This window comes from Phytohabitans houttuyneae (assembly GCF_011764425.1).
GTDB classification, from domain to species: domain Bacteria; phylum Actinomycetota; class Actinomycetes; order Mycobacteriales; family Micromonosporaceae; genus Phytohabitans; species Phytohabitans houttuyneae.
The window spans coordinates 2,364,058-2,386,047 of sequence record NZ_BLPF01000001.1; the positions used below are offsets into that span (position 1 = coordinate 2,364,058).

General features: G+C 71.8%; 24 protein-coding genes. 12 read left to right on the forward strand and 12 right to left on the reverse strand.

Translation table 11 applies throughout. The features are described 5' to 3' along the window. Positions 1-52 precede the first annotated feature (52 nt). From Phou_RS10375 to Phou_RS10415, 9 genes are all read right to left on the reverse strand, one after another. Positions 53-1,906: a serine/threonine protein kinase gene (locus Phou_RS10375; RefSeq protein WP_246273473.1), complete on the reverse strand. Its 1,854-nt coding sequence runs from the start codon at positions 1,904-1,906 to the stop codon at positions 53-55. Between the two features lie 114 nt (positions 1,907-2,020). Then, on the reverse strand, positions 2,021-4,240 hold the full coding sequence (locus Phou_RS10380) for a putative bifunctional diguanylate cyclase/phosphodiesterase (RefSeq protein WP_173055704.1): 2,220 nt from the start codon (positions 4,238-4,240) through the stop codon (positions 2,021-2,023). After that, positions 4,170-4,988, reverse strand: coding sequence for an SAM-dependent methyltransferase (locus tag Phou_RS10385; RefSeq protein ID WP_173055706.1), 819 nt, complete (start codon positions 4,986-4,988; stop codon positions 4,170-4,172). The genes Phou_RS10380 and Phou_RS10385 overlap by 71 nt, the downstream gene beginning before the upstream one ends. A gap of 50 nt (positions 4,989-5,038) precedes the next feature. After that, positions 5,039-6,232, reverse strand: coding sequence for a 3-oxoadipyl-CoA thiolase (gene pcaF / locus Phou_RS10390; RefSeq protein ID WP_173055708.1), 1,194 nt, complete (start codon positions 6,230-6,232; stop codon positions 5,039-5,041). Position 6,233: 1 nt separating this feature from the next. Beyond that, positions 6,234-7,664 carry a benzaldehyde dehydrogenase gene (locus Phou_RS10395; RefSeq protein WP_173055710.1) on the reverse strand — a complete coding sequence of 477 codons (1,431 nt, stop codon included), beginning with the start codon at positions 7,662-7,664 and terminating at the stop codon, positions 6,234-6,236. After that, positions 7,618-8,448 (reverse strand): ABC transporter ATP-binding protein, encoded by an 831-nt coding sequence (locus Phou_RS10400; RefSeq protein ID WP_173055712.1) that lies wholly within the window; start codon positions 8,446-8,448, stop codon positions 7,618-7,620. Before Phou_RS10400 ends, Phou_RS10395 begins: the two co-directional genes overlap by 47 nt. A 14-nt stretch (positions 8,449-8,462) precedes the next feature. Then, positions 8,463-9,242 carry an ABC transporter permease gene (locus Phou_RS10405; protein WP_173055715.1) on the reverse strand — a complete coding sequence of 260 codons (780 nt, stop codon included), beginning with the start codon at positions 9,240-9,242 and terminating at the stop codon, positions 8,463-8,465. After that, positions 9,239-10,024 (reverse strand): ABC transporter permease, encoded by a 786-nt coding sequence (locus tag Phou_RS10410; protein ID WP_173055717.1) that lies wholly within the window; start codon positions 10,022-10,024, stop codon positions 9,239-9,241. The genes Phou_RS10405 and Phou_RS10410 overlap by 4 nt, the downstream gene beginning before the upstream one ends. Then, entirely contained in the window at positions 10,021-10,959 is a 939-nt protein-coding gene (locus Phou_RS10415; protein WP_246273474.1) for an ABC transporter substrate-binding protein, read from the reverse strand. Before Phou_RS10415 ends, Phou_RS10410 begins: the two co-directional genes overlap by 4 nt. Positions 10,960-11,182: 223 nt before the next feature. On the opposite strand from Phou_RS10415, the gene Phou_RS10420 reads away from it, so the two are divergent. From Phou_RS10420 to Phou_RS10475, 12 genes are all read left to right on the forward strand, one after another. Further along, positions 11,183-12,001 carry a CoA transferase subunit A gene (locus Phou_RS10420; RefSeq protein WP_173055721.1) on the forward strand — a complete coding sequence of 273 codons (819 nt, stop codon included), beginning with the start codon at positions 11,183-11,185 and terminating at the stop codon, positions 11,999-12,001. Continuing rightward, positions 11,998-12,747 carry a CoA-transferase subunit beta gene (locus Phou_RS10425; RefSeq protein WP_246273475.1) on the forward strand — a complete coding sequence of 250 codons (750 nt, stop codon included), beginning with the start codon at positions 11,998-12,000 and terminating at the stop codon, positions 12,745-12,747. The genes Phou_RS10420 and Phou_RS10425 overlap by 4 nt, the downstream gene beginning before the upstream one ends. A 116-nt stretch (positions 12,748-12,863) precedes the next feature. Beyond that, positions 12,864-13,487 (forward strand): protocatechuate 3,4-dioxygenase subunit beta, encoded by a 624-nt coding sequence (pcaH, locus tag Phou_RS10430; protein ID WP_371872176.1) that lies wholly within the window; start codon positions 12,864-12,866, stop codon positions 13,485-13,487. Next, positions 13,484-14,032, forward strand: coding sequence for a protocatechuate 3,4-dioxygenase subunit alpha (pcaG, locus tag Phou_RS10435; protein ID WP_173055723.1), 549 nt, complete (start codon positions 13,484-13,486; stop codon positions 14,030-14,032). The genes pcaH and pcaG overlap by 4 nt, the downstream gene beginning before the upstream one ends. Continuing rightward, positions 14,007-15,302: a lyase family protein gene (locus Phou_RS10440; RefSeq protein ID WP_173055725.1), complete on the forward strand. Its 1,296-nt coding sequence runs from the start codon at positions 14,007-14,009 to the stop codon at positions 15,300-15,302. Before pcaG ends, Phou_RS10440 begins: the two co-directional genes overlap by 26 nt. Then, positions 15,299-16,063, forward strand: a complete 765-nt coding sequence (pcaD, locus tag Phou_RS10445; RefSeq protein WP_173055727.1) for a 3-oxoadipate enol-lactonase — start codon at positions 15,299-15,301, stop codon at positions 16,061-16,063. Before Phou_RS10440 ends, pcaD begins: the two co-directional genes overlap by 4 nt. Beyond that, entirely contained in the window at positions 16,060-16,437 is a 378-nt protein-coding gene (gene pcaC / locus Phou_RS10450) for a 4-carboxymuconolactone decarboxylase (protein WP_246273476.1), read from the forward strand. The genes pcaD and pcaC overlap by 4 nt, the downstream gene beginning before the upstream one ends. After that, a complete protein-coding gene (locus Phou_RS10455) occupies positions 16,434-17,237 on the forward strand; it encodes an IclR family transcriptional regulator domain-containing protein (protein WP_173055729.1) in 804 nt (267 codons plus the stop codon). Before pcaC ends, Phou_RS10455 begins: the two co-directional genes overlap by 4 nt. A gap of 633 nt (positions 17,238-17,870) precedes the next feature. After that, a complete protein-coding gene (locus Phou_RS10460) occupies positions 17,871-18,197 on the forward strand; it encodes a hypothetical protein (protein ID WP_173055731.1) in 327 nt (108 codons plus the stop codon). Continuing rightward, positions 18,194-18,598 carry a PIN domain-containing protein gene (locus Phou_RS10465; RefSeq protein ID WP_173055733.1) on the forward strand — a complete coding sequence of 135 codons (405 nt, stop codon included), beginning with the start codon at positions 18,194-18,196 and terminating at the stop codon, positions 18,596-18,598. Before Phou_RS10460 ends, Phou_RS10465 begins: the two co-directional genes overlap by 4 nt. Before the next feature lie 60 nt (positions 18,599-18,658). Beyond that, the gene (locus Phou_RS10470; protein WP_173055735.1) at positions 18,659-19,228 is read left to right on the forward strand and encodes a RipA family octameric membrane protein; all 570 of its coding nucleotides are present in this window, start codon (positions 18,659-18,661) and stop codon (positions 19,226-19,228) included. Positions 19,229-19,316: 88 nt separating this feature from the next. Continuing rightward, on the forward strand, positions 19,317-19,754 hold the full coding sequence (locus Phou_RS10475; RefSeq protein ID WP_173055737.1) for a TIR domain-containing protein: 438 nt from the start codon (positions 19,317-19,319) through the stop codon (positions 19,752-19,754). Positions 19,755-19,784: 30 nt separating this feature from the next. On the opposite strand, the gene Phou_RS10480 is transcribed toward Phou_RS10475, so the two are convergent. Genes Phou_RS10480 through Phou_RS10490 form a run of 3 tightly spaced genes read right to left on the reverse strand, consistent with a single transcriptional unit; the run spans position 19,785 to position 21,815 of the window. Continuing rightward, positions 19,785-20,603 (reverse strand): ABC transporter permease, encoded by an 819-nt coding sequence (locus Phou_RS10480; RefSeq protein ID WP_173055739.1) that lies wholly within the window; start codon positions 20,601-20,603, stop codon positions 19,785-19,787. Beyond that, on the reverse strand, positions 20,563-21,369 hold the full coding sequence (locus Phou_RS10485) for an ABC transporter ATP-binding protein (protein ID WP_173055741.1): 807 nt from the start codon (positions 21,367-21,369) through the stop codon (positions 20,563-20,565). Before Phou_RS10485 ends, Phou_RS10480 begins: the two co-directional genes overlap by 41 nt. Beyond that, positions 21,366-21,815 carry a MarR family winged helix-turn-helix transcriptional regulator gene (locus Phou_RS10490; protein ID WP_218578933.1) on the reverse strand — a complete coding sequence of 150 codons (450 nt, stop codon included), beginning with the start codon at positions 21,813-21,815 and terminating at the stop codon, positions 21,366-21,368. The genes Phou_RS10485 and Phou_RS10490 overlap by 4 nt, the downstream gene beginning before the upstream one ends. Between the last annotated feature and the right edge of the window lie 175 nt (positions 21,816-21,990).

The window sequence follows — 21,990 nt, forward strand, 5'->3', positions numbered from 1 at the left end:
CCTGGCAGGGCCTGGTTCGCCGGGGAACCCGGCGAACCACAGTGTCACCGCACTAGCCGGTGAAAGTGCGGACCTCGACATTGCTGAAGGCGACCGTAAAAGGCGGCTCGTGGTCCTGCGTCTCCGGGTAGATGCCGAGCACCACCCGGCCCACTGTGAATGTGCTGTCCTGGACCGTGCCCACCTGCTGGCCGTCGCGTTCAAGTGTGATTGTCGTGCCCTGCATCGAGATGCCCACGCGGGTCGCCGTGTCCAGCGGGATCGGCGTGGTAAACGGCATTGTCCGCAGCGGCAGCACCTTTTTGCCGTCTTCGACGCCGTGGGTGCTCACGTGGAATGCCTCCGGGCAGATGCGCACGAGATAGCCGGCCTTGCCCACGAAGCGAAACCACATCGCCGCGCACGCACCCTCGTCGCGCAGGCGCACGTCCACCGTCATCGAAAAGTCGGTGAACGGGTCCATCGGGCCCGGGCAGCGGTACGGGCCCTGCTTGTCGCGGGTGATCACCAGGGCGTCTTCGAACGTGCAGGTGGTGAGCTCGCCCTGGTCTTCGCGCAGCAGCCACAGCTTGGGCTTGTCCAGCGGGTCCTGCATGACGACCTCGCTGGCGGGCGGTGACGGGGAGGGCGTCGCGGGGGCGGTGGTCGTAGGCGCGGGGGCGGCGGAGGTGGCGGTGGTTGCCGAGCCGGACGGGGTGCCGCCGTCGCCGAAGGGCAGCACGCCGCTCGCGATGCCGGCCACGGTCAGCGAGGTCACGAGCACGGCCAGTGCCATCGCGACGTTCGCGATGCGACCCCAGCGGCTCCCACCCCTGGCCGCGGGCGCGGGCGGTGGCGGTGGCGTCGCCTCCCGGGTAGAGGCAGACCACGCCGCCGGCCTGGTGGCCGGTGCCGCGACGGGGGCCACCTCCGTCTCACCGGCGGCGACGGTTTCAAGCTCCGGGGGTACGGCCGCCGCCGTCATCGCGTGCTCCGGACGCTGCTCGGTCGCCGCCTGCGCCTCCTCGGCCGCGAGCAGCAGTCCCGGCTGCCGCGCCAGGGCGGCGGCCACGGCGGGTTGGCGGTCGGGACCGGCGGCCAGCAGCAGGTCGAGCAGCTCGCGGGCGGTGGGGCGGGCGGCCGGGTCCTTCGCGAGCGTGCGCTCGACAAGGTCACGCAGCGGCGGCACGAGGCCGGTCAGGTCGGGCGGCTGGGTCAGGATGCGGGCGGCGACGACCGGCGGTGACTCGGCCGCGAAAGGGGTACGGCCGGTGCCCGCGTAGGCCAGCACCGCACCCCAGGCGAACACGTCCGCCGCCGGCGTGATGACCGCGCTCGCGTTGTCGCCGAAGCGTTCCGGCGCCATGTACGCCACCGTGCCCAGCCACTGGTTCGTCGCGGTGTGCTGGCTCGTCGGCTCGACCGTCCGCGCGATGCCGAAGTCGATGACCTTCGGGCTGCCGGGCGGGAGCAGAACGTTGCTGGGCTTGAGATCGCGGTGGATGACGCCGGCGCCGTGGATGGCGGTGAGCGCGGTGGCCATGCCGATGGCGAGCGCGTGCAGGTTGGCGGGGCTGAGCGGGCCGCGCTCGGCGACCACCGCGGAAAGGCTGGGGCCGTCGACGTACTCGACGACGAGGTAGGGCCGCTCGTGGTCGGGGTCGGCGTCGAGCACCTCGGCGGTGCAGAAAGGCGGCACCTGGCGAGCCCGGTTGACCTCGCTGCGGAAGCGGCGGCGGAACTCCTCGTCGACCTCCAGGTCGGCGCGGATCATCTTGATCGCCACCTGCCGGCCGTCGGCGGCACGGGCGAGAAAGACGACTCCCATGCCGCCCTCGCCGAGCCGGCCAACCAGCTCGTACCGCCCCAGCTTGCGCGGGTCGCCCTTGCGCAATGGCGCAGCACGCGACCCTGATTCCCCGCTCACGGCCGTCCTCGCTCCCCCTGGATCGGCTCCGACCTCCACGGAACCGTGCCAACCAGCCGACAGCATCCCATTCAGGCGGCGATCACGACACCCCCGGAGCGCGCTTCTGCCTCTTCAGCGGGTTGACCGCAACCGCGCCGTGATGTCGTCGGCGGATGTGGCGCCGCCGAAGAGCAGTCCCTGCCCGGTGTCGCACTCCAGCGCCCGCAGCAGCTCGGCCTGCTGGGCCGTCTCGACCGCCTCCGCCGTCACGGTGAGGCCGAGGGCGTGCGCCAGCCGTACCAGCGCGTCGACGATCCGCTCGTCGGCCATGCTCGCCGAGTCGACGACGCCACCCGCGCGCAGCCCTTCGATGAACGGCCCGGCGAGCTTGAGCGAATGGATCGGCAGCCGCCGCAGGTAGGCGAGGTTGGAGTAGCCGGTGCCGAAGTCGTCGATGGCGATCCGCACGCCCGTGTCGGCGAGCCCGCGCAGCGAGCGCACCGGCTCGCCAGCCGTAGGCATCACGGCGCTTTCGGTGAGCTCCAGCTGGAGCTGGCCGGCCGGCAGCCCGGTGCGGGCCAGCACGCCGGCCACCTCTTCGACGATGCCGGGCGCGTTCGCCTGGCGTACGGCGAGGTTGACGCTCACCACGAGCGGCGCGTCGGGAAACTCGCGGTACCACCACGCGCCCTGTTCGCACGCCTGCTCCAGCACCCACCGTCCAAGTCGGACGATCATGCCGGTCTCCTCGGCCAGCCCGATGAACCGGTCCGGGGGCACCATGCCCAGCTCCGGGTGGCGCCACCGCACGAGCGCCTCGACCGCGCGCAGCCGCCCGCTCTCCAGTCCCACGATCGGCTGGTACTCCAATGTGAACTCACCCCGGTCGAGCGCGCCGGGCAGTGCGGCCGCGAGCGCCGCGCGGGCCAGCTGGTGTGCGCCGCGCACCGGGTCGAACAGCGCCCACTGCCCCCGCCCGTCGGCCTTGGCCCAGTAAAGCGTGGTGTCGGCGGCCTTCATCATCTCGGTAGGGCTTGTGCCGTCGACCTCCCGCTCCACGATGCCGATGCTGGCGGTGACCGAGAGCGGCTGGTGCGAGTCGATCTTCACGGGCTCGGCCACGGCGGCGAGGGCCGCCTCGGCGACCTCGATGGCCGCGTCGGTGCCGGTGGAGTCCTCGACCAGGATCACGAACTCGTCGCCGCCCATCCGCGCGACAAGGTGGCCGCGCGCCGAGACCGAGGCGGCCAGCCGCCGCGCGACGACAACGAGCAGCTCGTCGCCGACGTAGTGGCCGAGGCTGTCGTTGACCGCCTTGAAGCCGTCGAGGTCGAGGAAGCAGACGCCCACCCGGCTGGCGGCGCCGTCGAAGACCGCGGCGAGCCGTTCGAAGAAGAGGGTGCGGTTGGGCAAGCCGGTGAGCGGGTCGTGGAGGGCCTGGAAGCGCAGGCGCTCCTGCAGCTCGTACCGGTCGGTGATGTCCTCGACCATGGCGACGGTGAAGCGCGGCTGGCCGTCCTCGTCGCGGATGAGCGAGACGGCCAGCTCGGTCCAGAGGATCGTGCGGTCCTTGCGGTAGTACCGCTTTTCCACCCGAGCCCCGTCGCGCTTGCCCTCGATCATCTCCTTGTACATGTCCCACATGCCCGGCGCGTCGTCCGGGTAGAAGAGATCGGCGACGTTGATCTCGAGCATCTCGTCGACGGTGTACCCGAGCATGTCGGCGAACGCCTGGTTGACGTCGATGATCCGCCCGTCCATGTCGGCGATGCCGATCCCGATCGCCGCGCCGGCGAAGACCGCCCGGAAGCGGGCTTCGCTGGCCCGCAGGTCATGCTCGATCTGGTTGCGCGCGGACCAGACCGCGCGGCCGATGCGTTCCTGCTGGGTGAACGTGCGGTCGCGCAGGCCGCGCGCGTAGCCGGCGGCCAGCGCGGCCTGAAGCGCCACCGCGCGGTCGGCGTGCACGCGCCCGTCCGCCGGCACGACAAGCTCCAGAAACCGCCGCCCGAAGGTGAGCAGCGTCTGGTCCAGAAACTCCGGGGCGGTGAAGTGCGCGTCGACGAGCGCCCGCCCGACTGCGTGCGCGGGTGCGGTGGTGAACGGCTCGGCCACCAGCGCCTCGGCCAGCCGCTGGGTGTGGCTGTGCAGCATGCGCTCGGTCTCGTCCGGGCTCATCGGCACATAGCCGAGCGCCGCCCCGGCACGCGCCCACAGGTGCGCGTACCGCTCCACTCCCTCCGCGTCGAACCGGTCGATCGTCGCCTCCAGCGCGTCCCGGTCAGCCGGTCGCCCGGTCGTTGCGGCCGACGCCGCCGAAGGCGCCGAACCGCTCCGGGTGTTCGTCCACATCTCCCGGCGACTCCGGCCGCCACAACGGCAGGTGTACGAGCCCGGGGTCGATGAGCGTGAAGTCGCCGAAGTACGACGTGATCTCGGCGTGGGAACGCAGTGTGATCTCGGTGGCGGTGCGCTTGGAGAGCTGCTGCGCGTCGAGCATCTCCTGCGGCTGGTCCTCGAACGTCGAGTGGGAGATCACCAGGTAGCTGCCCGGCCCGACGGCCGCCCGGAGCGTGGCGATGACCTCGGCCGGGCGGTCGGCGTCGGGCAGGAAGTGGACCACGCCGCCGAGCAGCACCGCGATGGGGCGGTCGAAGTCGAGCAGGTCGAGCTTGCGGGTCGCGGCGAGGATGCGCTCGGGGTCGCGCAGGTCGCCTTCGAGCACCGCGGTCTGCTTGTCACCCTCCAAAATGGAGCGACTGTGCATGACGGCCACCGGGTCGATGTCCACGTACACGACGCGGGAGGCGGGGTTGGCCGCCTGGGCGACCTCGTGCACGTTGCCGACCGTCGGGATGCCGGAGCCGATGTCGAGGTACTGGTCGACGCCCTCGGCCGCGACGGCGCGCACCGCGCGGCGCAGGAACGACCGGCCGGCCCGCATCGTGTCGGCGAGGTTGGGCGTGAGGCTGGCGATCTGCTCGGCGAGGCGGCGGTCGATCTCGAAGTTGTGCGCCCCGCCGAGGAAGTAGTCGTACACCCGGGCCGCGCTCGGACGGCTCAGGTCGATTTCCGTCGAGAGGTCGCGCGGCTGTTCCATGATCCGCCTTCGGGGTCCGGCCGTGAGAGAAGTTCGCGATCACCCTACCGCTAGGGCGCCTCCAGCAGGAGAGAGATCCCCTGGCCAACCCCTATGCACATGGTGCACAACGCCCGACGCGTCCCACGTTGTCCCAGCTCGACCGCTGCGGTCAGGGCAAGCCGCGCACCGCTCGCCCCGAGCGGGTGGCCGAGCGCTATCGCGCCGCCGTTGGGGTTGACGTGGTCGGCGTCGACAGGCAGGCCCAGCTCGCGCAGCACGGCCACCGCCTGTGCGGCGAACGCCTCGTTGAGCTCCACCACATCGACGTCCGCGATCCCCAGGCCGTGCCGGTCCAGCAGCTTGCGGGTGGCCGGCACCGGCCCCATACCCATGATCCGCGGAGGCACGCCCGCGCTCGCGCCGCCGACCACGCGGGCCAGCGGCGTCAGCCCGTACCGCTCGACCGCCTGCTCGCTGGCCACCAGCAGCGCGGCCGCGCCGTCGTTGACCGGTGAGGCGTTGCCCGCGGTGACGGTGCCCCCCTCGCGGAACGGGGTTGGGAGCGCGGCCAGCCGCTCGAGCGACGTCTCCCGCGGCGGCTCGTCCACCTCGACGGCGCGGGTGGCGCCGCGCCCCGCCGGTACCTCGATCGGGGCGATCTCGAGCGCCAGCCGCCCGCGCGACTTCGCCGCCCGCTCCTGCGACCGCAGCGCGAACTCGTCCTGTGCTTCACGGCTCACGCTGTACTCGGCGGCCACGTTTTCCGCCGTCTCGGGCATCGAGTCGACACCCCAGCCGTCGCGCATCAGCTTGTTGACGAACCGCCAGCCGATCGTGGTGTCGAAGATCTCGACGTTACGGGAGAACGCGCTGCCCGCCTTCGGCATCACGAACGGCGCCCGGCTCATGCTCTCCACGCCGCCGGCCACCACGAGGTGCGCCTCGCCCGCGCGGATCGCCCGCGCGGCGGTGGCGACGGCGTCGAGGCCGGACCCGCAGAGCCGGTTGACGGTCGTGCCGGACACCTGCTCCGGCAGGCCGCCCAGGAGCAGGGCCATGCGGGCCACGTTGCGGTTGTCCTCGCCGGCCTGGTTGGCGCAGCCGAGCACGACGTCGTCGACCGCCGCCCAGTCCACGGACGGCTGCTTGCGGGTCAGCTCCCGAACGACGTGCGCCGCGAGGTCGTCCGGCCGCACACCAGACAGCGAACCGCCATACTTTCCGAACGGTGTACGGACACCGTCAACAATGAACGCCTGCATCTCAGAAAGGATATGTCGGTACGTCGCCACGGACAGTTACCCAGCGGGTCTCGGTGAACGCCTCGACGTTGGCGGCCGCACCGCCGAAGCGGGCACCCGTCCCCGAGGCGCCGACCCCGCCGAAGGGCACGTTCGCCTCGTCGTTGACCGTCTGGTCGTTGATGTGCACGATGCCCGTGGGAATGCGGTCGGCCAGCGCCAGTCCCTTTGTCACGTCGCGGGTGATGATGCCGAGCGAGAGGCCGTACTCGGTGCCGGACGCGAGCGACGCCGCCTCGTCCAGGCTGCCGAAGCGGGCGACCGGCGCGACAGGGCCGAAGACCTCCTCGGCGTAGGCCGGCATCTCCGGCGTGACCTCGGCGAGCACCGTCGGGCGGTAGAACAGCCCGGTGAACGTGCCGCCGGCCGCGAGCCGCGCGCCCCGCTCCACGCTGCCGGTCACCAGCGCGTGGATCTTGTCGCGCTGACCGGCGTCGATGACCGGGCCGAGCTCCAGCGCGTCGGCCTTCTTCGCCAGGCGCTCCACGTACTCGTCGTAGATCGACTCGTGCACCAGGTGGCGGCCGGTGGTCATGCAGATCTGGCCCTGGTGGTTGAACGAGCCCCACGCGCCGGCCGATATCGCCCGGTCGAGGTCGGCGTCGTCGAGGACCACCAGCGCCGAGTTGCCGCCCAGCTCCAGGTGCACGCGGGTCAGGTTGGCGGCGGCCACCTCGCCCACCCGGCGGCCGGCGCGCGTGGATCCGGTGAACGACACGACGCGTACCCGCGGGTCCGCGATGACCGCCTCGCCCACGTCGGGGCCGCCTGGCAGCACGTGCAGCAGGCCCTCGGGCAGCCCGGCCGCGGCGAAGATGCCGGCTAGCAGCAGGCCGCCGCTGACCGCGGTGCGCGGGTCGGGCTTGAGCAGGACCGCGTTGCCGAGCGCGAGCGCGGGCGCGACCGAGCGGATCGACAGGATCAGCGGGAAGTTGAAGGGCGAGATGACACCGACCACGCCGGCCGGCACCCGCCGCGCCATGCTGAGGCGCCCGTCGAGGCTGGGCAGCAGCTCGCCGTACGGGCGGGAGGGCAGCGCCGCCGCCTCGTAGCACTCCTGCGCGGCCACGCCGATCTCGAAGTCGCCCTTTGGCGGAACGGCGCCGGTCTCGCGCACGATCCAGTCACGCACCTCTTGGGCGTTCTCCTGCCACAGGTCACCCGCCTTGCGCAGCACGGCGGCACGCGCGGGGTGTGGCAGGGCCGCCCACTCCACCTGTGCGGCGGCCGCGGCGCGGGCCGCGGCGCCCACGTCGGCCGGGGTGGCGATGCCCACGCGGCCGAGCTCCGTACCGGTGGCCGGCTCGACCACGGCCGCGTCGCCGCCGTCGCCGGAAATCCAGCCGTTACTGAAGAACCTGCTTTGCCAGGTCGGTTGGTCGAGCAACATCATGACTCCCCACTGTGGACTCTCTCTTGGCGGCCTGGATCTGCGCGTACACGTGGGAGCGCAGCTCCGTGAAACGGCTGTCTGACCGCGTGGTCAGCTGGTCGCGCCGGTCGGGCAGGTCGACGTCGAGCTCCTCGCGCACCACGGTGGGCGAGGAGGACAGGATGATCACACGTTGCCCGAGGTAGACCGCCTCGTCGATGTCGTGTGTGACGAACAGGATCGTGACGCCCAGCTTGCGCCACAGGTCGCGGATCAGATCCTCCAGGTCCGCCCGGGTCTGCGCGTCGACGGCCGCGAACGGCTCGTCCATCAAAAGCACATCCGGTTGGTACGCGACCGCACGCGCGATCGCCACCCGCTGCTGCATGCCGCCGGACAGCTGCCACGGGTACGCGTGGTGGGCGTCGGAAAGGCCCACGGACTCCAGCGCCTGCGCCACGAGGTCCTGCCGCAGCTTGCGCGCCACGCGCTTGTTGCGCAGCGGCAGGTCCACGTTGTCCCGCACGCTCATCCACGGAAACAGGCTGCGCCCGTACTCCTGGAATACAACGGCCATGCCCGGCGGCGGCCCGCTGACCACCTTGTCCCGCAGCCGCACCTCGCCAGCGGTCGGCGTCAACAGCCCGGCCATGCACTTGAGCAGCGTGGTCTTGCCGCAGCCGGACGGGCCCACCAGGCACACGAGGTCGCCCGCGTCGAGGCCGAACGTCAGGTCGCGTACCGCTTCGACCGGGCGCTGGCGGCCTTCGTACACCTTCTTGAGGCCGCGGACGTCGAGCAGCATCGTGCGTTGTCCTTTCAGGACGGTCCGCGCTGGGCGCGGCGCTGGCCGTGGTACCAGGCCAGTGCCCGGCTCTCCACGAGTCGAAAGAGGACGGACAGGGCGAGGCCGAGCAGGCCCAGCAGCAGGATGCCGCTCCACATGTCGGGAATCGCGAAGCTGCGCTGGAACTGCACGATGGTGAAGCCGAGCCCGTTGCTGGCGGCGAACATCTCGCTGATGACCATAAGGATGATGCCGATCGACAGTGCCTGCCGCATGCCGGCCGCGATCTGCGGGCTGGCCGAGCGGAGCACGAGGTGGCGCACGCGGTTGGCGCCGGTGATGCCGTACGACCGGCAGGTGTCCGCGAGAACGCTGTCGACGGCCCGGACGCCCTCGACGGTGTTGAGCAGGATCGGCCACACGCAGCCCGCCGCGATGACCACGACCTTCATCGTGTCACCGATTCCGGCGAAGAGCATGATGACCGGCACCAGAACCGGCGGCGGGATGGCCCGGAAGAACTCCAGCACCGGCTCCAGCACGGCCCGTACCCGGCGGCTGCCGCCGACCAGCAGGCCCAGGGCCACGCCGGCGAACACGGCGATCGTGTAGCCGACGGCGAGGCGGATCAGGCTGGGCAGCACGTCGGCGCGGATGCGGTCCCACGTCCAGACGTCGGGGAAGGTCTGCAGGATCTCGCGCAGCGGCGGCACGTAGAAGTTGTCGCTGCCCTCGGTGGCGACCCACCAGATGGCGAACAGGACGGCCGGCAGCGCGACCGCCAGCCCGACCTTCGTGAGGACGCGGCTCATATCAGGACCTCCCCGCGCACGGACTGGTGCCAGGAGAGCAGGAGCCGCTCGACGCCGCGGGCGGCGAGGTTGATGGCCACGCCGAGCAGGCCGGTGACGGCGATCAGCGCGTACATGTTCGCCACCGCGTTGGAGCTCTGCGCGACGGCGATGCGGCTGCCGAGCCCCGGCGCGCCGATGACCAGCTCGGCGGTGATCGCGAGCACGAGGGCCACCGCGGCGGCCAGGCGGATGCCGGTCATCACGTACGGCAGGGCGGTGGGCCACAGCACGTACCGCACGCGGTACCAGGGGCTGAACCCGAAGCTGCGCGCGGTCTCCTCGGCGACCGGGTCGACGTCCTGCACCCCGTAGAGCACCTGGATCAGCACCTGCCAGAACGAGGCGTACACGACGAGCATGAGCGTGGACTGGATCTCCGTGCCGTAGAGCAGGACGGCGAGCGGGATCAGCGCGACCGACGGGATCGGTCGCAGGAACTCGATCGTCGAGGCGGTCAGCGCCCGCAGCACGGGGACCGCCCCGATCACGATGCCGACCACGATGCCGGCGACCACGGCGATGGTCAGCCCGATCGCCCAGGCCAGCAGGGTGTCCCACAGCGCGGCCCAAAAGGCGCCCTCGGCGAGCTCGTCGCCGAGCGCGGCGGCGATGCGGTGCGTGGGCGGCAGGTAGTCCGCCGACACCACCCCGGTGTACGGCAGCAGCTCCACGAGCAGGAGGAGGCCGGTGAGCCCGGAGAGTCCCAGGATCACCGGCGTCGCCCGTACCGCTCGTGTCATGGCAACAGCTGGCTGAGGTCGGGCGTCTTGTCACCGAAGACGCCGTCGTTCTTGCCCAGCGTCGCCAGCGTCTCGATCGACGCCTTGTTTATCTCGGTCGGCCACTGCGGCAGCGTGATCGCGTCGCGGGTCTTCTGGTCGATCTGCGTGTACGTGCCCAGCACCTGCCGCACCTCGTCGGCATGCGCGGAGGCGTAGGTCAGCGACTCGTTCATCGCCTCGGTGAAGCGCTTGACCAGGTCGGGGTTTTCCTGCATGAGCTTGTTGGAGGCGAAGTAGGTGGCGACGGTGAGGTCGGGCGCGGCGTCCACGTAGTTCCACGCGACGACCCGGCCGCCCTGTGCCTTGATGACCGACAGGGACGGCTCGACCACCCAGGCCGCGTCGACCTGGCCCTCGGCGAGCGCGGCCGGCATCTGCGGGAAGCCGATCTCGACGAAGCTGATCGTGCTGGGGTCGCCGCCGGCCTTGCGGACCGACTCGCGCACGGTGGTGTCGCCGATGTTCTTCAGCGTGTTGACCGCGACCTTCTTGCCGGCCAGGTCCTTGGCGGACTGGATCGGGCTGTCGCCCTTGACGGTCACGCCACCGAAGTCGCCACCGTCCTTGCCGGTCGAGGCCACACCGTTGGCCACTACCTTGATCGGCACGCCCTGGGTCTGCGCGAGCATCAGCGACGTCACGTTGCTGAAGCCGAACTGGAACTGGCCGCTGAGCACGCCCGGCACGATCGCGGCCCCACCCTGGCCGCTTTCCATCGTGAGGTCGATGCCGCGGCTGGAGAAGAAGCCCTTCTCCTTACCGAGGTAGATCGGTGCGACGTCGACGATCGGAATCACGCCGACCGTGACTTTGGTGGGACTGCCTTCGTCGGCGGGGCTCGACGGGGAGTCGGACGACCCGCATGCCGCGGCGCCCAGCAGGGCTGCGACCACAGAAAGGACTGCGAAGGACCGGCGCAAGGGGACCTCCGGGAGTGCGTACGGTATACGAACGGCGGTTCTCATCGTGAACGTACGGCGTGACCACGCTCACGTCAACGCCACGGTTCTGAAGTATGGAGTGACTCGTTGACAGCGCTCTGCCACGGTCGTAGCGTGCGGATTGCGAACTAAAGTTCTAGCACCGCACAGGTACGCATAGGTCGAGGAAGGTCGTATGGGGGTCATAGCCTCGCTGCCCGACGCGATCGCCGAGTTGGTCCGCGACGGGGCGACCGTGGCCCTGGAGGGGTTCACGCACCTCATCCCGGTGGCGGCCGGACACGAGATCATCCGGCAGGGGCGGCGCGATCTCACGCTGGTGCGGATGACGCCGGACGTCGTCTACGACCAGATGATCGGCGCCGGGTGTGCCCGCAAGCTCGTCTTCTCCTGGGCCGGTAACCCCGGCGTCGGCTCCCTGCACCGCTTCCGCGACGCCGTGCAGCGCGGCTGGCCGGCGCCGCTGGAGATCGAGGAGCACAGCCACGCCGGCATGGCCAACCGGTACGTGGCCGGCGCGACAGGGCTGCCGTTCGCGGTGCTGCGGGGGTACGTCGGCACGGACCTGCCCGCGCAGACCGCGACCATCAAGCCGATCACGTGCCCGTTCACCGGCGAGGTGCTCACCGCCGTGCCGGCCCTCAACCCCGACGTCGGCATCGTGCACGCCCAGCGGGCCGACCGCGCGGGCAACGTGCAGATGTGGGGCATCACGGGCGTACACAAGGAGGTCGTGCTCGCCTCGCGCCGCTCGCTGGTGACCGTCGAGGAGATCGTCGACGAGCTCGACCCGCGCCCCGGCGCGGTGATCCTGCCCACCTGGGCGGTCAGCTACGTCGCCGAGGTGCCCGGCGGCGCCCACCCGTCGTACGCGATGGGCTACAGCGAGCGGGACAACGAGTACTACCAGGCGTGGGACGCGATAAGCCGCGACCGGGAGACGTTCACGGCCTGGCTGAAGGAGCACGTCCTGGATCGGGTACGGGTCACGTGAGCTGGTCCGCTGACGAGATGATGACCGTCGCGGCGGCGCGCGCGCTGCGCGACGGCGACCGCTGCTTCGTGGGCATCGGCCGGCCCAGCACCGCTGCCAACCTGGCCCGCCGCACGCACGCGCCCAACCTGGTGCTCATCTACGAGTCCGGCACGATCGGCGCCAAGCCGGCCACGCTCCCGCTGTCGATCGGTGACGGCGTGCTGGCCGAGACCGCCGACGCGGTCGTCTCGGTGCCGGAGATCTTCAACTACTGGCTGCAGCCCGGCCGGGTCGACGTGGGCTTTCTCGGCGCGGCGCAGATCGACCGGTACGGCAACATCAACACCACGGTGATCGGCGAGGACTACCGCGACCCGCGGGTGCGCCTGCCCGGCGCCGGCGGCGCGCCGGAGATCGCCGCCTCCTGCCGCGAGGTCATCGTGATCGTCAAGCACAGCCCGCGCACGTTCGTGGAGCGGGTCGACTTCGTCACGTCGGTCGGATATGGCGGCGGGCCGGGCGACCGCGGCAAACTCGGCCTGACCGGCCGCGGCCCGGTGCTGGTCATCACCGACCTGGGCGTGCTGGAGCCGGACCCGCGCACCGCCGAGCTCACGCTCACCCAGGTGCACCCCGGCGTCGAGCCGGCGCACGCGGTCGAGGCCACCGGCTGGCCGCTGGCCGTCGCGCCGTCGCTGCGCGTCACGCCCGACCCGAGCGCGGCGGAGTTGTCCGCGCTGCGGCTGCTGGAACGGCAAGATTGACTCTGTGAGGAGGCCTTCGCCATGACCGCCGCTGGCCGGCTCGCCGTGCCCGGGTACCGCCCGGACGGCACCGGCACCCACCCCCACTGCTGTCGCCCGGCTACAAGTCGACCCTCCTGCGCGCCCCCGCCCAGGCGCCGCTGCTGCTGCCGCACACGCTCACCGAGGTCACCGGGCCGCTGCTGGGCGAGGGGCGGGTCACCGCCGCCGACGCCGACCTCACCCACCACGCCGGTGGCGAGGCGCAGGGCCAGCGGATCATCGTGCACGGGCAGGTGCGCGACAGCGACGGCCGGCCGGTGCCGGACACGCTCGTCGAGGTGTGGCAGGCCAACGCCGGCGGCCGCTACCTGCACAAGTGGGACCAGCACGACAGCCCGATCGACCCGCACTTCCTCGGGGTGGGCCGGGCGCTGACCGACTCGGTGGGGCGCTACCGCTTCGTCACCATCAAGCCCGGCGCGTACCCGTGGCGCAACCACTTCAACGCCTGGCGGCCGGCGCACATCCACTTCTCGGTCTTCGGCCGCGCGTTCACCCAGCGGCTGGTCACCCAGATGTACTTCCCCGACGACCCACTCTTCCCGCACGACCCCATCTACAACTCGGTGCCCGAGGCGGCCAGGCACCGCATGGTGTCCCGCTTCGACCTGGCCGAGACGGTCGAGGAGTGGGCGCTGGGCTTCGAGTTCGACATCGTCCTACGTGGACGCGAGGCGACCCCGATGGAGGAGTCGTGAACACCACGCCTTCGCAGACCGTCGGGCCGTACCTGTCGATCGGACTGCCCTGGCCGGACGGGCCGGACGTGGTCGCCGAGGGCGTGGCGGGCGCACTGTGGCTGCACGGTGTGGTCACCGACGGCGCGGGTGAGCCGATCCCGGACGCGCTCATCGAGACCTGGCAGGCAGATCCCGACGGCCGCTTCGACCACCCCGACGACCCACGCGGCGCGGTCGCCGGCTTCCGGGGCTTCGGCCGCTGCCCGACCGACGACAGTGGACGGTACGGGATACGCACCCTCAAGCCGGGACCGGTGCCCGGCCCGGACGGCGCCCCGCAGGCACCGCACATCGACGTGTCGGTCTTCGCCCGCGGGCTGCTGCACCGGGTCGTCACCCGGATCTACTTCGCGGACGAGCAGCGGGCGAACGCGGCCGACGCCGTGCTGGCGAGCGTGCCCGAGGCACGGCGGGCCACGCTGCTGGCGGTGCCGGACCAGACCGGCTACCGGTTCGACATCCGCTTGCAGGGCGACGATGAGACAGTCTTCTTCGCGATCTGACCCGCCGGGCCTCTTCGACGGCGTGCTCGCCGCCGGCCCGGTGCGCGAGGCGACCGGCGATCAGGCGTGGCTGAGGGCGATGCTGGAGGTCGAGGCGGCACTGGCCGCGGCCGGCGGCGCACCTCCGGAGGCGGTCGAGCAGATCAAGGCCGCTGACCTCGACGTCTCCGCCCTCGGCGCCGCGGCCGCCGAGTCGGGCAACCCGGTCGTGCCGCTGGTCCGCGCGCTGCGGGCGGCCGTCTCCCCCGCCTCGGCCCACCACGTGCACCGCGGCGCCACCAGCCAGGACATCCTCGACTCGGCCGCGATGCTCATCGCCCGGCAGGCGCTGGGCCTGATCGTCGCCGACCTGTCCACCGCGGCCAGCGCCGCCGCCGGGCTCGCGCAGGCACACCGGGACACCCCGGTCGCCGCGCGCACGCTGATGCAGCAGGCGCTGCCGACCACGTTCGGGCTCGTGGCGGCCGGCTGGATGGACGCCCTGGACGGTGCCGCCGACCGGCTCGCCGCGCTGCGGGACACCGGCCTGGCCGTCCAACTGGGCGGCGCGGCCGGCACGCTCGCCGCCTTCGGCTCACCGTCCATCGTGGAACGGGTGGCGGCGCTGCTGGGCCTGCCCGCGCCCGCCTTGCCGTGGCACGCCGACCGCACGCGCGTCGCGGACCTCGCCGGCGCGCTCGGCACCGCGTGCGGCGTGGTCGGAAAGGTGGCCGGCGACGTCGTGCTGTACGCACAGACCGAGGTCGGTGAGCTCGCCGAGGGGCAGCCGGGCGGCTCGTCCAGCATGCCGCACAAGCAAAACCCGGTCGCCGCCATCTCGGCCCGCGCGTGCGCCGCACAGGCACCCGGCCTGGTCGCCACGCTGCTGGGGTCCATGGGGCACGAGCACCAGCGGGCGGCCGGCGCGTGGCACGCGGAGTGGGCGCCGTTGACCGGGCTGCTGCGCTCGGCCGGCTCGGCCGCGCACTGGCTGGCTCGCTGCCTGGCGCACCTGCGCGCCGACCCCGCCCGGATGCGGGCCAACCTCGACCTGACCGGGGGCGCGCTGCTGGCGGAGCGGGTCAGCGCCGCGCTCGCGCCGAAGCTGGGCGCCAGCCAGGCACACGACCTTGTCCGCGAGGCGGTCGCCAGCGGGCGCCCGCTCGCCGAGGCGCTGTCCGGCCACGTGGAGGCGGCCGAGCTGGCCGCTCTGCTGGACCCGGCGTCGTACCTGGGTGCCGCGCCGGCGCTGACCGACCGCGCACTCAAACGGCACGGGCAGCGGCAATGACCGTCTACTCCATCGTGGATGGTCCGGCCGGCGCGCCGGTGCTCGTGCTCGCCAACTCGCTCGGCACCACAGTGGACATGTGGGAGCCGCAGCTGCCCGCGCTGGCGCGGCGTTTCCGCGTGGTCCGTTTCGACACGCGTGGGCACGGTCGCTCGGCGGTGCCGCATGGCCCGTACACAATCGGGGATCTTGGTGGCGATGTGCTGGCGCTGCTCGACGAGCTCGGAGTCGCGCGGGCCCATTTTTGTGGTCTTTCCCTGGGCGGCATGGTCGGCATGTGGCTGGCGGCGCACGCGCCGCAGCGGATCGACCGCCTGGTGCTGTGCTGCACGTCGGCGCGGCCGGCGGCGCCCGAGTCTTGGGCGCGGCGCGCGGCCACGGTACGGGCCGAGGGCACCGCGGCGATCGCCGAGGTGGTGGTGAGCCGGTGGCTGACGCCGGAGTACGCGCACCGCGAGCCGGAGCTGGTCGCCCGGCTGCGCGCGATGCTCGCCGCCACACCCGCCGAGGGGTACGCGTCCTGCTGCGACGTCATCCAGACGCTCGACCTCACCCCGGTGCTGCCCCGCATCACGGCGCCGACGCTGGTCCTGCACGGCGCCGACGACCCGGCGATCCTGCCCTCGCACGGCGCGGACATCGCGGCGGCCGTGCCGGGCGCGCGGCTCGCGCTGGTGCGCGAGGCCGCCCATCTGGCCAATGTGGAGCAGGTCGACGTGGTGACCGCGCTGATCGTCGACCATCTGGGGGGGCGCAAGTGACTGACTTCGAACGCGGAATGGGCGTGCGCCGCGAGGTGCTCGGCGACGCGCACGTCGACCGCGCGATCGCCGGCACGACGCCGCTGACCGCACCGTTCCAGGAGTTCATCACCCGGTACGCATGGGGTGCGGTGTGGGGCCGCGACGGGCTGGACCGCCGCACCCGCAGCTGCGTCACGCTCGCCGTGCTGGCTGCCCTGCGGTGCGAGGAGGAGCTGGCCATGCATGTACGCGCGGCCCGCCGAAACGGCCTCACCGCCGCCGAGATCGGCGAGGTGCTGCTCCACACGGCCGTCTACGCTGGTGTGCCGGCCGCGAACAGCGCGCTGGCGGTGGCACAGCGTGTGCTCGACGAGCTTGAGGGGGATGCGTGACGGACGTGGGGCGGGAGGCCCACTTCGTGCAGTCGCTGGAGCGCGGGTTGGCCGTCATCCGCGCGTTCGACGCCGAGCACCCTGAGCTGACGCTCAGCGAGGTGGCGCGCATCTGCGACCTGACCCGCGCCGCCGCCCGCCGCTTCCTGCTGACCCTCACCGATCTGGGGTATGTGCGCACCGACGGCCGCCTCTTCAGCCTCACGCCGCGGGTGCTGGAGCTGGGCTACGCGTTCTTGTCGAGCCTCTCGCTGCCGGAGGTGGCCGAGCCGCACCTGGAGCGCCTGGTCGCCCAGGTGCACGAGTCGTCATCGGTGTGCGTGCTGGACGGCGACGACGTGGTCTACGTCGCCCGCGTACCCACCTCCCGCATCATGACCGTCGCGATCAACGTGGGCACACGCTTCCCGGCGTACGCCACGTCGATGGGCCGCGTGCTGCTGGCCGGGCTGCCCGACGAGGACCTGGAGGGGTACCTCGATCGGGTGAAACTGTCCCGCCTCACCGCCCGCACGGTGGCCACGCCCGCCGCGCTGCGCACGGAGCTGCGCAAGGTGCGCGCCCAGGGCTACGCGATCGTCGACCAGGAGCTCGAGGAGGGCTTGCGCTCGGTCGCCGCCCCGATCCGCGACCGCGCGGGCGCCGTCATCGGCGCGGCCAACGTTTCGGTGCACGCCAGCCGCAACTCGGTGGAGTCCATCCGCCGTGACCTGCTCCCCCACCTGCTCGCCACGGTGGCGAAGATCGACGCGGATCTGCGGATCGCCAACCCGCGCCGCACCCGCCACCGCGTCGGCTGACCTCCAAGATTGGGTCTCGGTCCGGACCGCGTGGCTGAGCCCACCGTCAGCGGACGTGGCCCTGCTTGGTGGGCAGCTCATGTCCTGCGCAGAGCACGATCACGCGGAGGGCGACGTGCGACCGGGGACGGGGACCTTGGCCACCGCGGAGGGTGAGGCCGCGGGAGCAACGGTCCGGACCACCGCGGACGCCGCGGTAGCTCACATCTGGATCTTGTTTGGTCGGCGGCCGCTTACCGGCGCAGGCCTCCTCGACGCGATGAGTCGCGCCGGCGGGTGGCCAGCACCGCCGCCGGCGGCGTGGACGGGATGGCTGCCCTCTTCGCCGGCGGCGGCGCCACTGGTATTGCCCGCACTCGGCCCGCGCCACTCTCCGCCAGCGCGCAATTTGCATCCGACGTGAATACGCCACCTGGCGGACGTACGCGAAGCCCGCTCGGGAAAGGATGAAGTCCAAGCCGCTGAGAGAGCGGGACCGATGAGAGAAGTCCCAGCCCGCGTACTGCCAAGGGGCTGCGCCGGCTGGCCGACAAGGGGTGCGTGTGAGCGCACCCCATCGGTAGGTTGGGGGTGCAGTCCTTGATCGGCGTTCGCGGGGCTGCGCATGTCGGACCGCAGTCGTAGCCTCCCCGCATGCGAATTACGTACCCCGATTCCACGCCACCCCACGCGCAGTCGGTCGAGGATCGCGCCAGGGCGTTGGCCCTCGTGGAGCGGATCTGCGGCCCGCTGGACGTGGCGACCCGCCGGACCGGCGCTGTCCTGCAGGCGCACGGGGCCGCCCTGGCTTGGGTGCGGGAGACGACCGGGCGTTACCCCTCTCCCCGACCGGTCGCGGATGCCATCCAGCAGACGGCGGCCCGCCTCCGCGACGTCGCCGACGACCGCGATCCACACCAGGTTCTTCTCCGCGTCGCCGAAGAGGCTCTGGCCGAGCACATGGCCGCACGGTCTTCGTGAGCGAGCAGACGGGCTTCGTGCTCGACGATCTCGCGCTCGTCGCGGGCCTCACCGGCACGGCCGGCGAGCATCCCCGCCGGGGCCTGTCGTGGCTGATCCACAGCGCGGTGGTGGGCGGGTCCAAGCTCGACGTCCCGGCGCTCTGCCTGGCCGAGGCGACCACCGCCCACCATTCCATCGCCGCGCATGTGGCCGACCTTGTCGCGTCGGCTCCGCCGGGCGCCGTGACAGTGCGCGAGCTGATCCGCGATGCGACGCTCGACGCCGTGCGGACCGCCGATCCCTCGCTCGACTGGGCAGGGACGCACGCGGCGCTCCGCGCGCTCGGCACCGACCAGCCGGTCGTGACACTGGCCCCCGAGCGCTACGAGGGGCTCGGCATCGACGTGGTGCCGCTTTGATCGTCGGCAGTTGATGTCGTGGGAGGGCGGTAGGGTCGCGGTGGGTAGGGAGGGCCGCCGATGACGCAGCAGCCGGTGCCGCAGCAGCCGGTGCCGCAGCAGCCGGTGCCGCAGCAGCCGGTGCCGCCGGAGCCGGTTTCGTTCGAAGAGTTTCGCCTCTACCACGCGACCACGGAGCGGGTGACCGACCGGCGGCTCGCGCTGAACCGGTGGAACTACTCGATCCTCGTCGCCACGCTCCTCGCGATCGGCGGCGTCCTCACGTGGTCCACGTCCCGCCCGTCGTATGTGCTGGTCGGGCTCGGCGGCGTGCTCGTGCTGTCGGTGGCGGCGATCCTGCTGTGCACGTACTGGATCCAGCAGATCAGCGACTTCAAGTCGCTCAACGCGGCAAAGTTCCGCATCCTCAACGAGATGGCCCCGCTGATCGTCTTCGACGGGCCGAGCGGGCCGTCCGCCGCCCGGTCTTACCGCCCGTTCGAGCGCGAGTGGGAAGACCTCCAGGACCAGCAGGCGGTCAGCAAGGTCCCGACCGGCCGGCTGCGCCACACGTTGGCGCTGAGCTCCTCGGGTGCCGAATATTTCATCCCGAGGGCGTTCCGGGTGCTCTTCGCGGGATCCTGGTGGTGACGGTAGCGTTCGCGGTGATCAGCCATGACGCCGTGTTCGACCAGATCTCGCCGTTCAGTGGCACCGGCGCGGACGGAGGGGATGCACCGTGACACCCATCGTCTACGTGATCATGCCGGTGGGTTCCGACCCGGCGTACGAGCGCCGCCGCGCCGCCATCGAGCGGGTCACGGCCACGCTGGGGCTGGCAGCGCTGCTGCCGGCCGACCGGTTGCACGCGGAAATGCCGTTCGACCTCGACCACGCCCGCCGCGACCTGCGTCGCGCGCGGGTGGTGGTGGCCGACCTGACGCTGGAGCGGCCGAGCTGCTACTACGAGGTGGGGCTGGCCCAGGCGCTCAGCCGGCGCGTGGTGCTCGTCGCCGAGCGCGGCACCGCGATCCACCAGGCGCACGACCGCGACAAGGTGATCTTCTACGACTCGCTGGACGACCTGTCGGCCAAGCTGACCAAGGTGCTGCGCCCGATCGCCACGGCGGCGGCCAAGGCCACGACGAAGGCTCCGGCAAAGGCGGCCGGCATCTAGGCGCGGTCGCTCGGTCAGTACAGCTCGAACCTATTTGGCCAGGCGGTTGAGCAGCCCACTCGCGATGCCGATCGCCACGGCGGCCGAGCCCACCAGCACCAGGTAGTCGAGCCAGAGGCGGGCCGGTGTGCCGATCAGCAGGCCGCGCAGGGCCTCGACCTGGTAGCTGAGCGGGTTGGCGTGGTTGATTGCCTGGAGCCAGCCGGGCATGAGGGAGACCGGGTAGAGGGCGTTCGAGGCGAAGAAGAGCGGCATCATGATGGCCTGGCCGATGCCCATCATGCGGTCGCGGGAGAGCACCAGGCCGGCGATGATGATGGACAGGCAGCAGAAGAACGCCGAGCCGAGCAGCACCGCCACGACGACGCCGAGCAGCCGCAGCGGGTTCATCGACAGGCTGACGCCGAGCAGGGCCGAGAGCACCAGCACGACCAGCACCTGGCTCAACGCCCGCATCCCCGCCGCGAATGCCTTGCCGGTCACCAACGCGGCCCGTGGGGTCGGGGTCACCATCAGCTTGGCGAGGATGCCGGCGTCGCGGTCCCAGATGATCTGGATGCCGTAGAAGATCGAGATGAAGAGCGCGGACTGGGCGATCACGCCGGGCGTGAGGTAGTCGAGGTACGGCACGTCGCCGGTCGGGATGGCCTTGATCTTCGTGAACGTGACGCCGAAGACCAGCAGCCACAGCGCCGGCTGCACGCACCGGAAGAGCAGCTCCGCCTTGTCCCGCCGCATCTTCTGCAGCTCGACGAGGCACATCGCGCCCACCCGCGCGAACAGCATCCGGATGCTGCCGCTCCAGGTCTCAACCGAGGCGCGCGGCAGTGCGTCGAGTCTGGCGGACATTGCGGAATCCCTTCGTCTCGTCGTCCCAGTCGTCACCCGCGTACACCCGGAAGACCTCGTCGAGGGTGGCCGGGCCGGCGGCGTCGAGGCTGGCGACCAGCTCGGCCGGCGTGCCCACAGCCCGGATGTGGCCGCGGTGCATCAGCGCCACGCGGTCGCAGGACTGCTCGGCCTCGTCCATGTAGTGGGTGGTGACCAGCACTGTCATGCCCGTCTCGCGGCGCACCTGCGCGATCCGCTCCCACACGCCGGCCCGCGCGACGGGGTCGAGGCCGATCGTGGGCTCGTCCAGCACGAGCAGCTGTGGCGAGCTGACCAGCGCCTGCGCCAACTCCAAGCGGCGGACCATGCCACCGGAGTACGTGCCGGCGGGCCGGCGGGCCGCCTCGGTCAGCCCCATCGCGGCGATCGCCTCGTCGACCCGGGCGGAGCGCTCGCGCCGGGGCACGTCGTAGAGCCGGGCGAACAGGCTGACGTTTTCCCGGCCGGTGAGGGCGCCGTCGGCGGAGAGAAGCTGCGGCACGTACCCGATAAGGCGCCGCACCGCGATCCGCCGCCGCCGCACGTCGAGCCCGAAGACGGTCACCGTCTCGCGTGGCACCGGCAGCAGCGTGGTTATCGCGCGGATGGTGGTGGTCTTGCCCGCCCCGTTGGGCCCGAGCAGGCCGAAGATCTCGCCCGGTGTGACGTCGAGGTCGATGCCGTCGACCGCCACCGTGTCACCGAACGCGTACCGCAGCCCGCGGACGCTCACCGCCTCAGTCATGCCGGCCCCTCCTCGTCACGAACCTGCTCCAGCAGGCGGTGCAGCGCGGGCAGCGCGGCCGCGACCGCTTGGCGGTCGGGCTCGTCGAGCCGCTCCATCGCTCGTGCCACAAGCTCCGCCCGCGCCGCGCGCCAGTCGTCGAGCCGGTCGCGGGCGGCGGGTGTGAGGAACAGCCGCGCGGCCCGCCGGTCCGCGGGGTCGGTCTCACGGGCGAGAAGGCCGGCGTCCACGAGGACGTTGACAAGCCCGCTCACCGAGTTGTCCGCGAGGTGCAGGGCGCGGGCCGCGGCCGCCACGCCGGTGCCCGGGTTTTCCTCGATCGCGATCAGCAGCTCCACCTGCGCCGCCGGCAGCCGGAGCGGCCGTGACGCCCCCAGCCGGCGCCGCACGACCCGCCGCATGCCGGCGAGCACCTGCATCAGCTCGCCGGCCACCTTGGTGTCCACGCTCCCCAAAATACCTCGGTTACCGAGGTATCGCACCACCAGCGTCGATAGTCCCAACCCGCAGGACACAGCACCCCGAACCCGGCAATGACCTGCAGATTCAATCCGCGCACAAGCGCGAGTCAATAGATGTGCGCCCACCTTGGCCATTCCGTCTTCGTCATCACAATGCGTA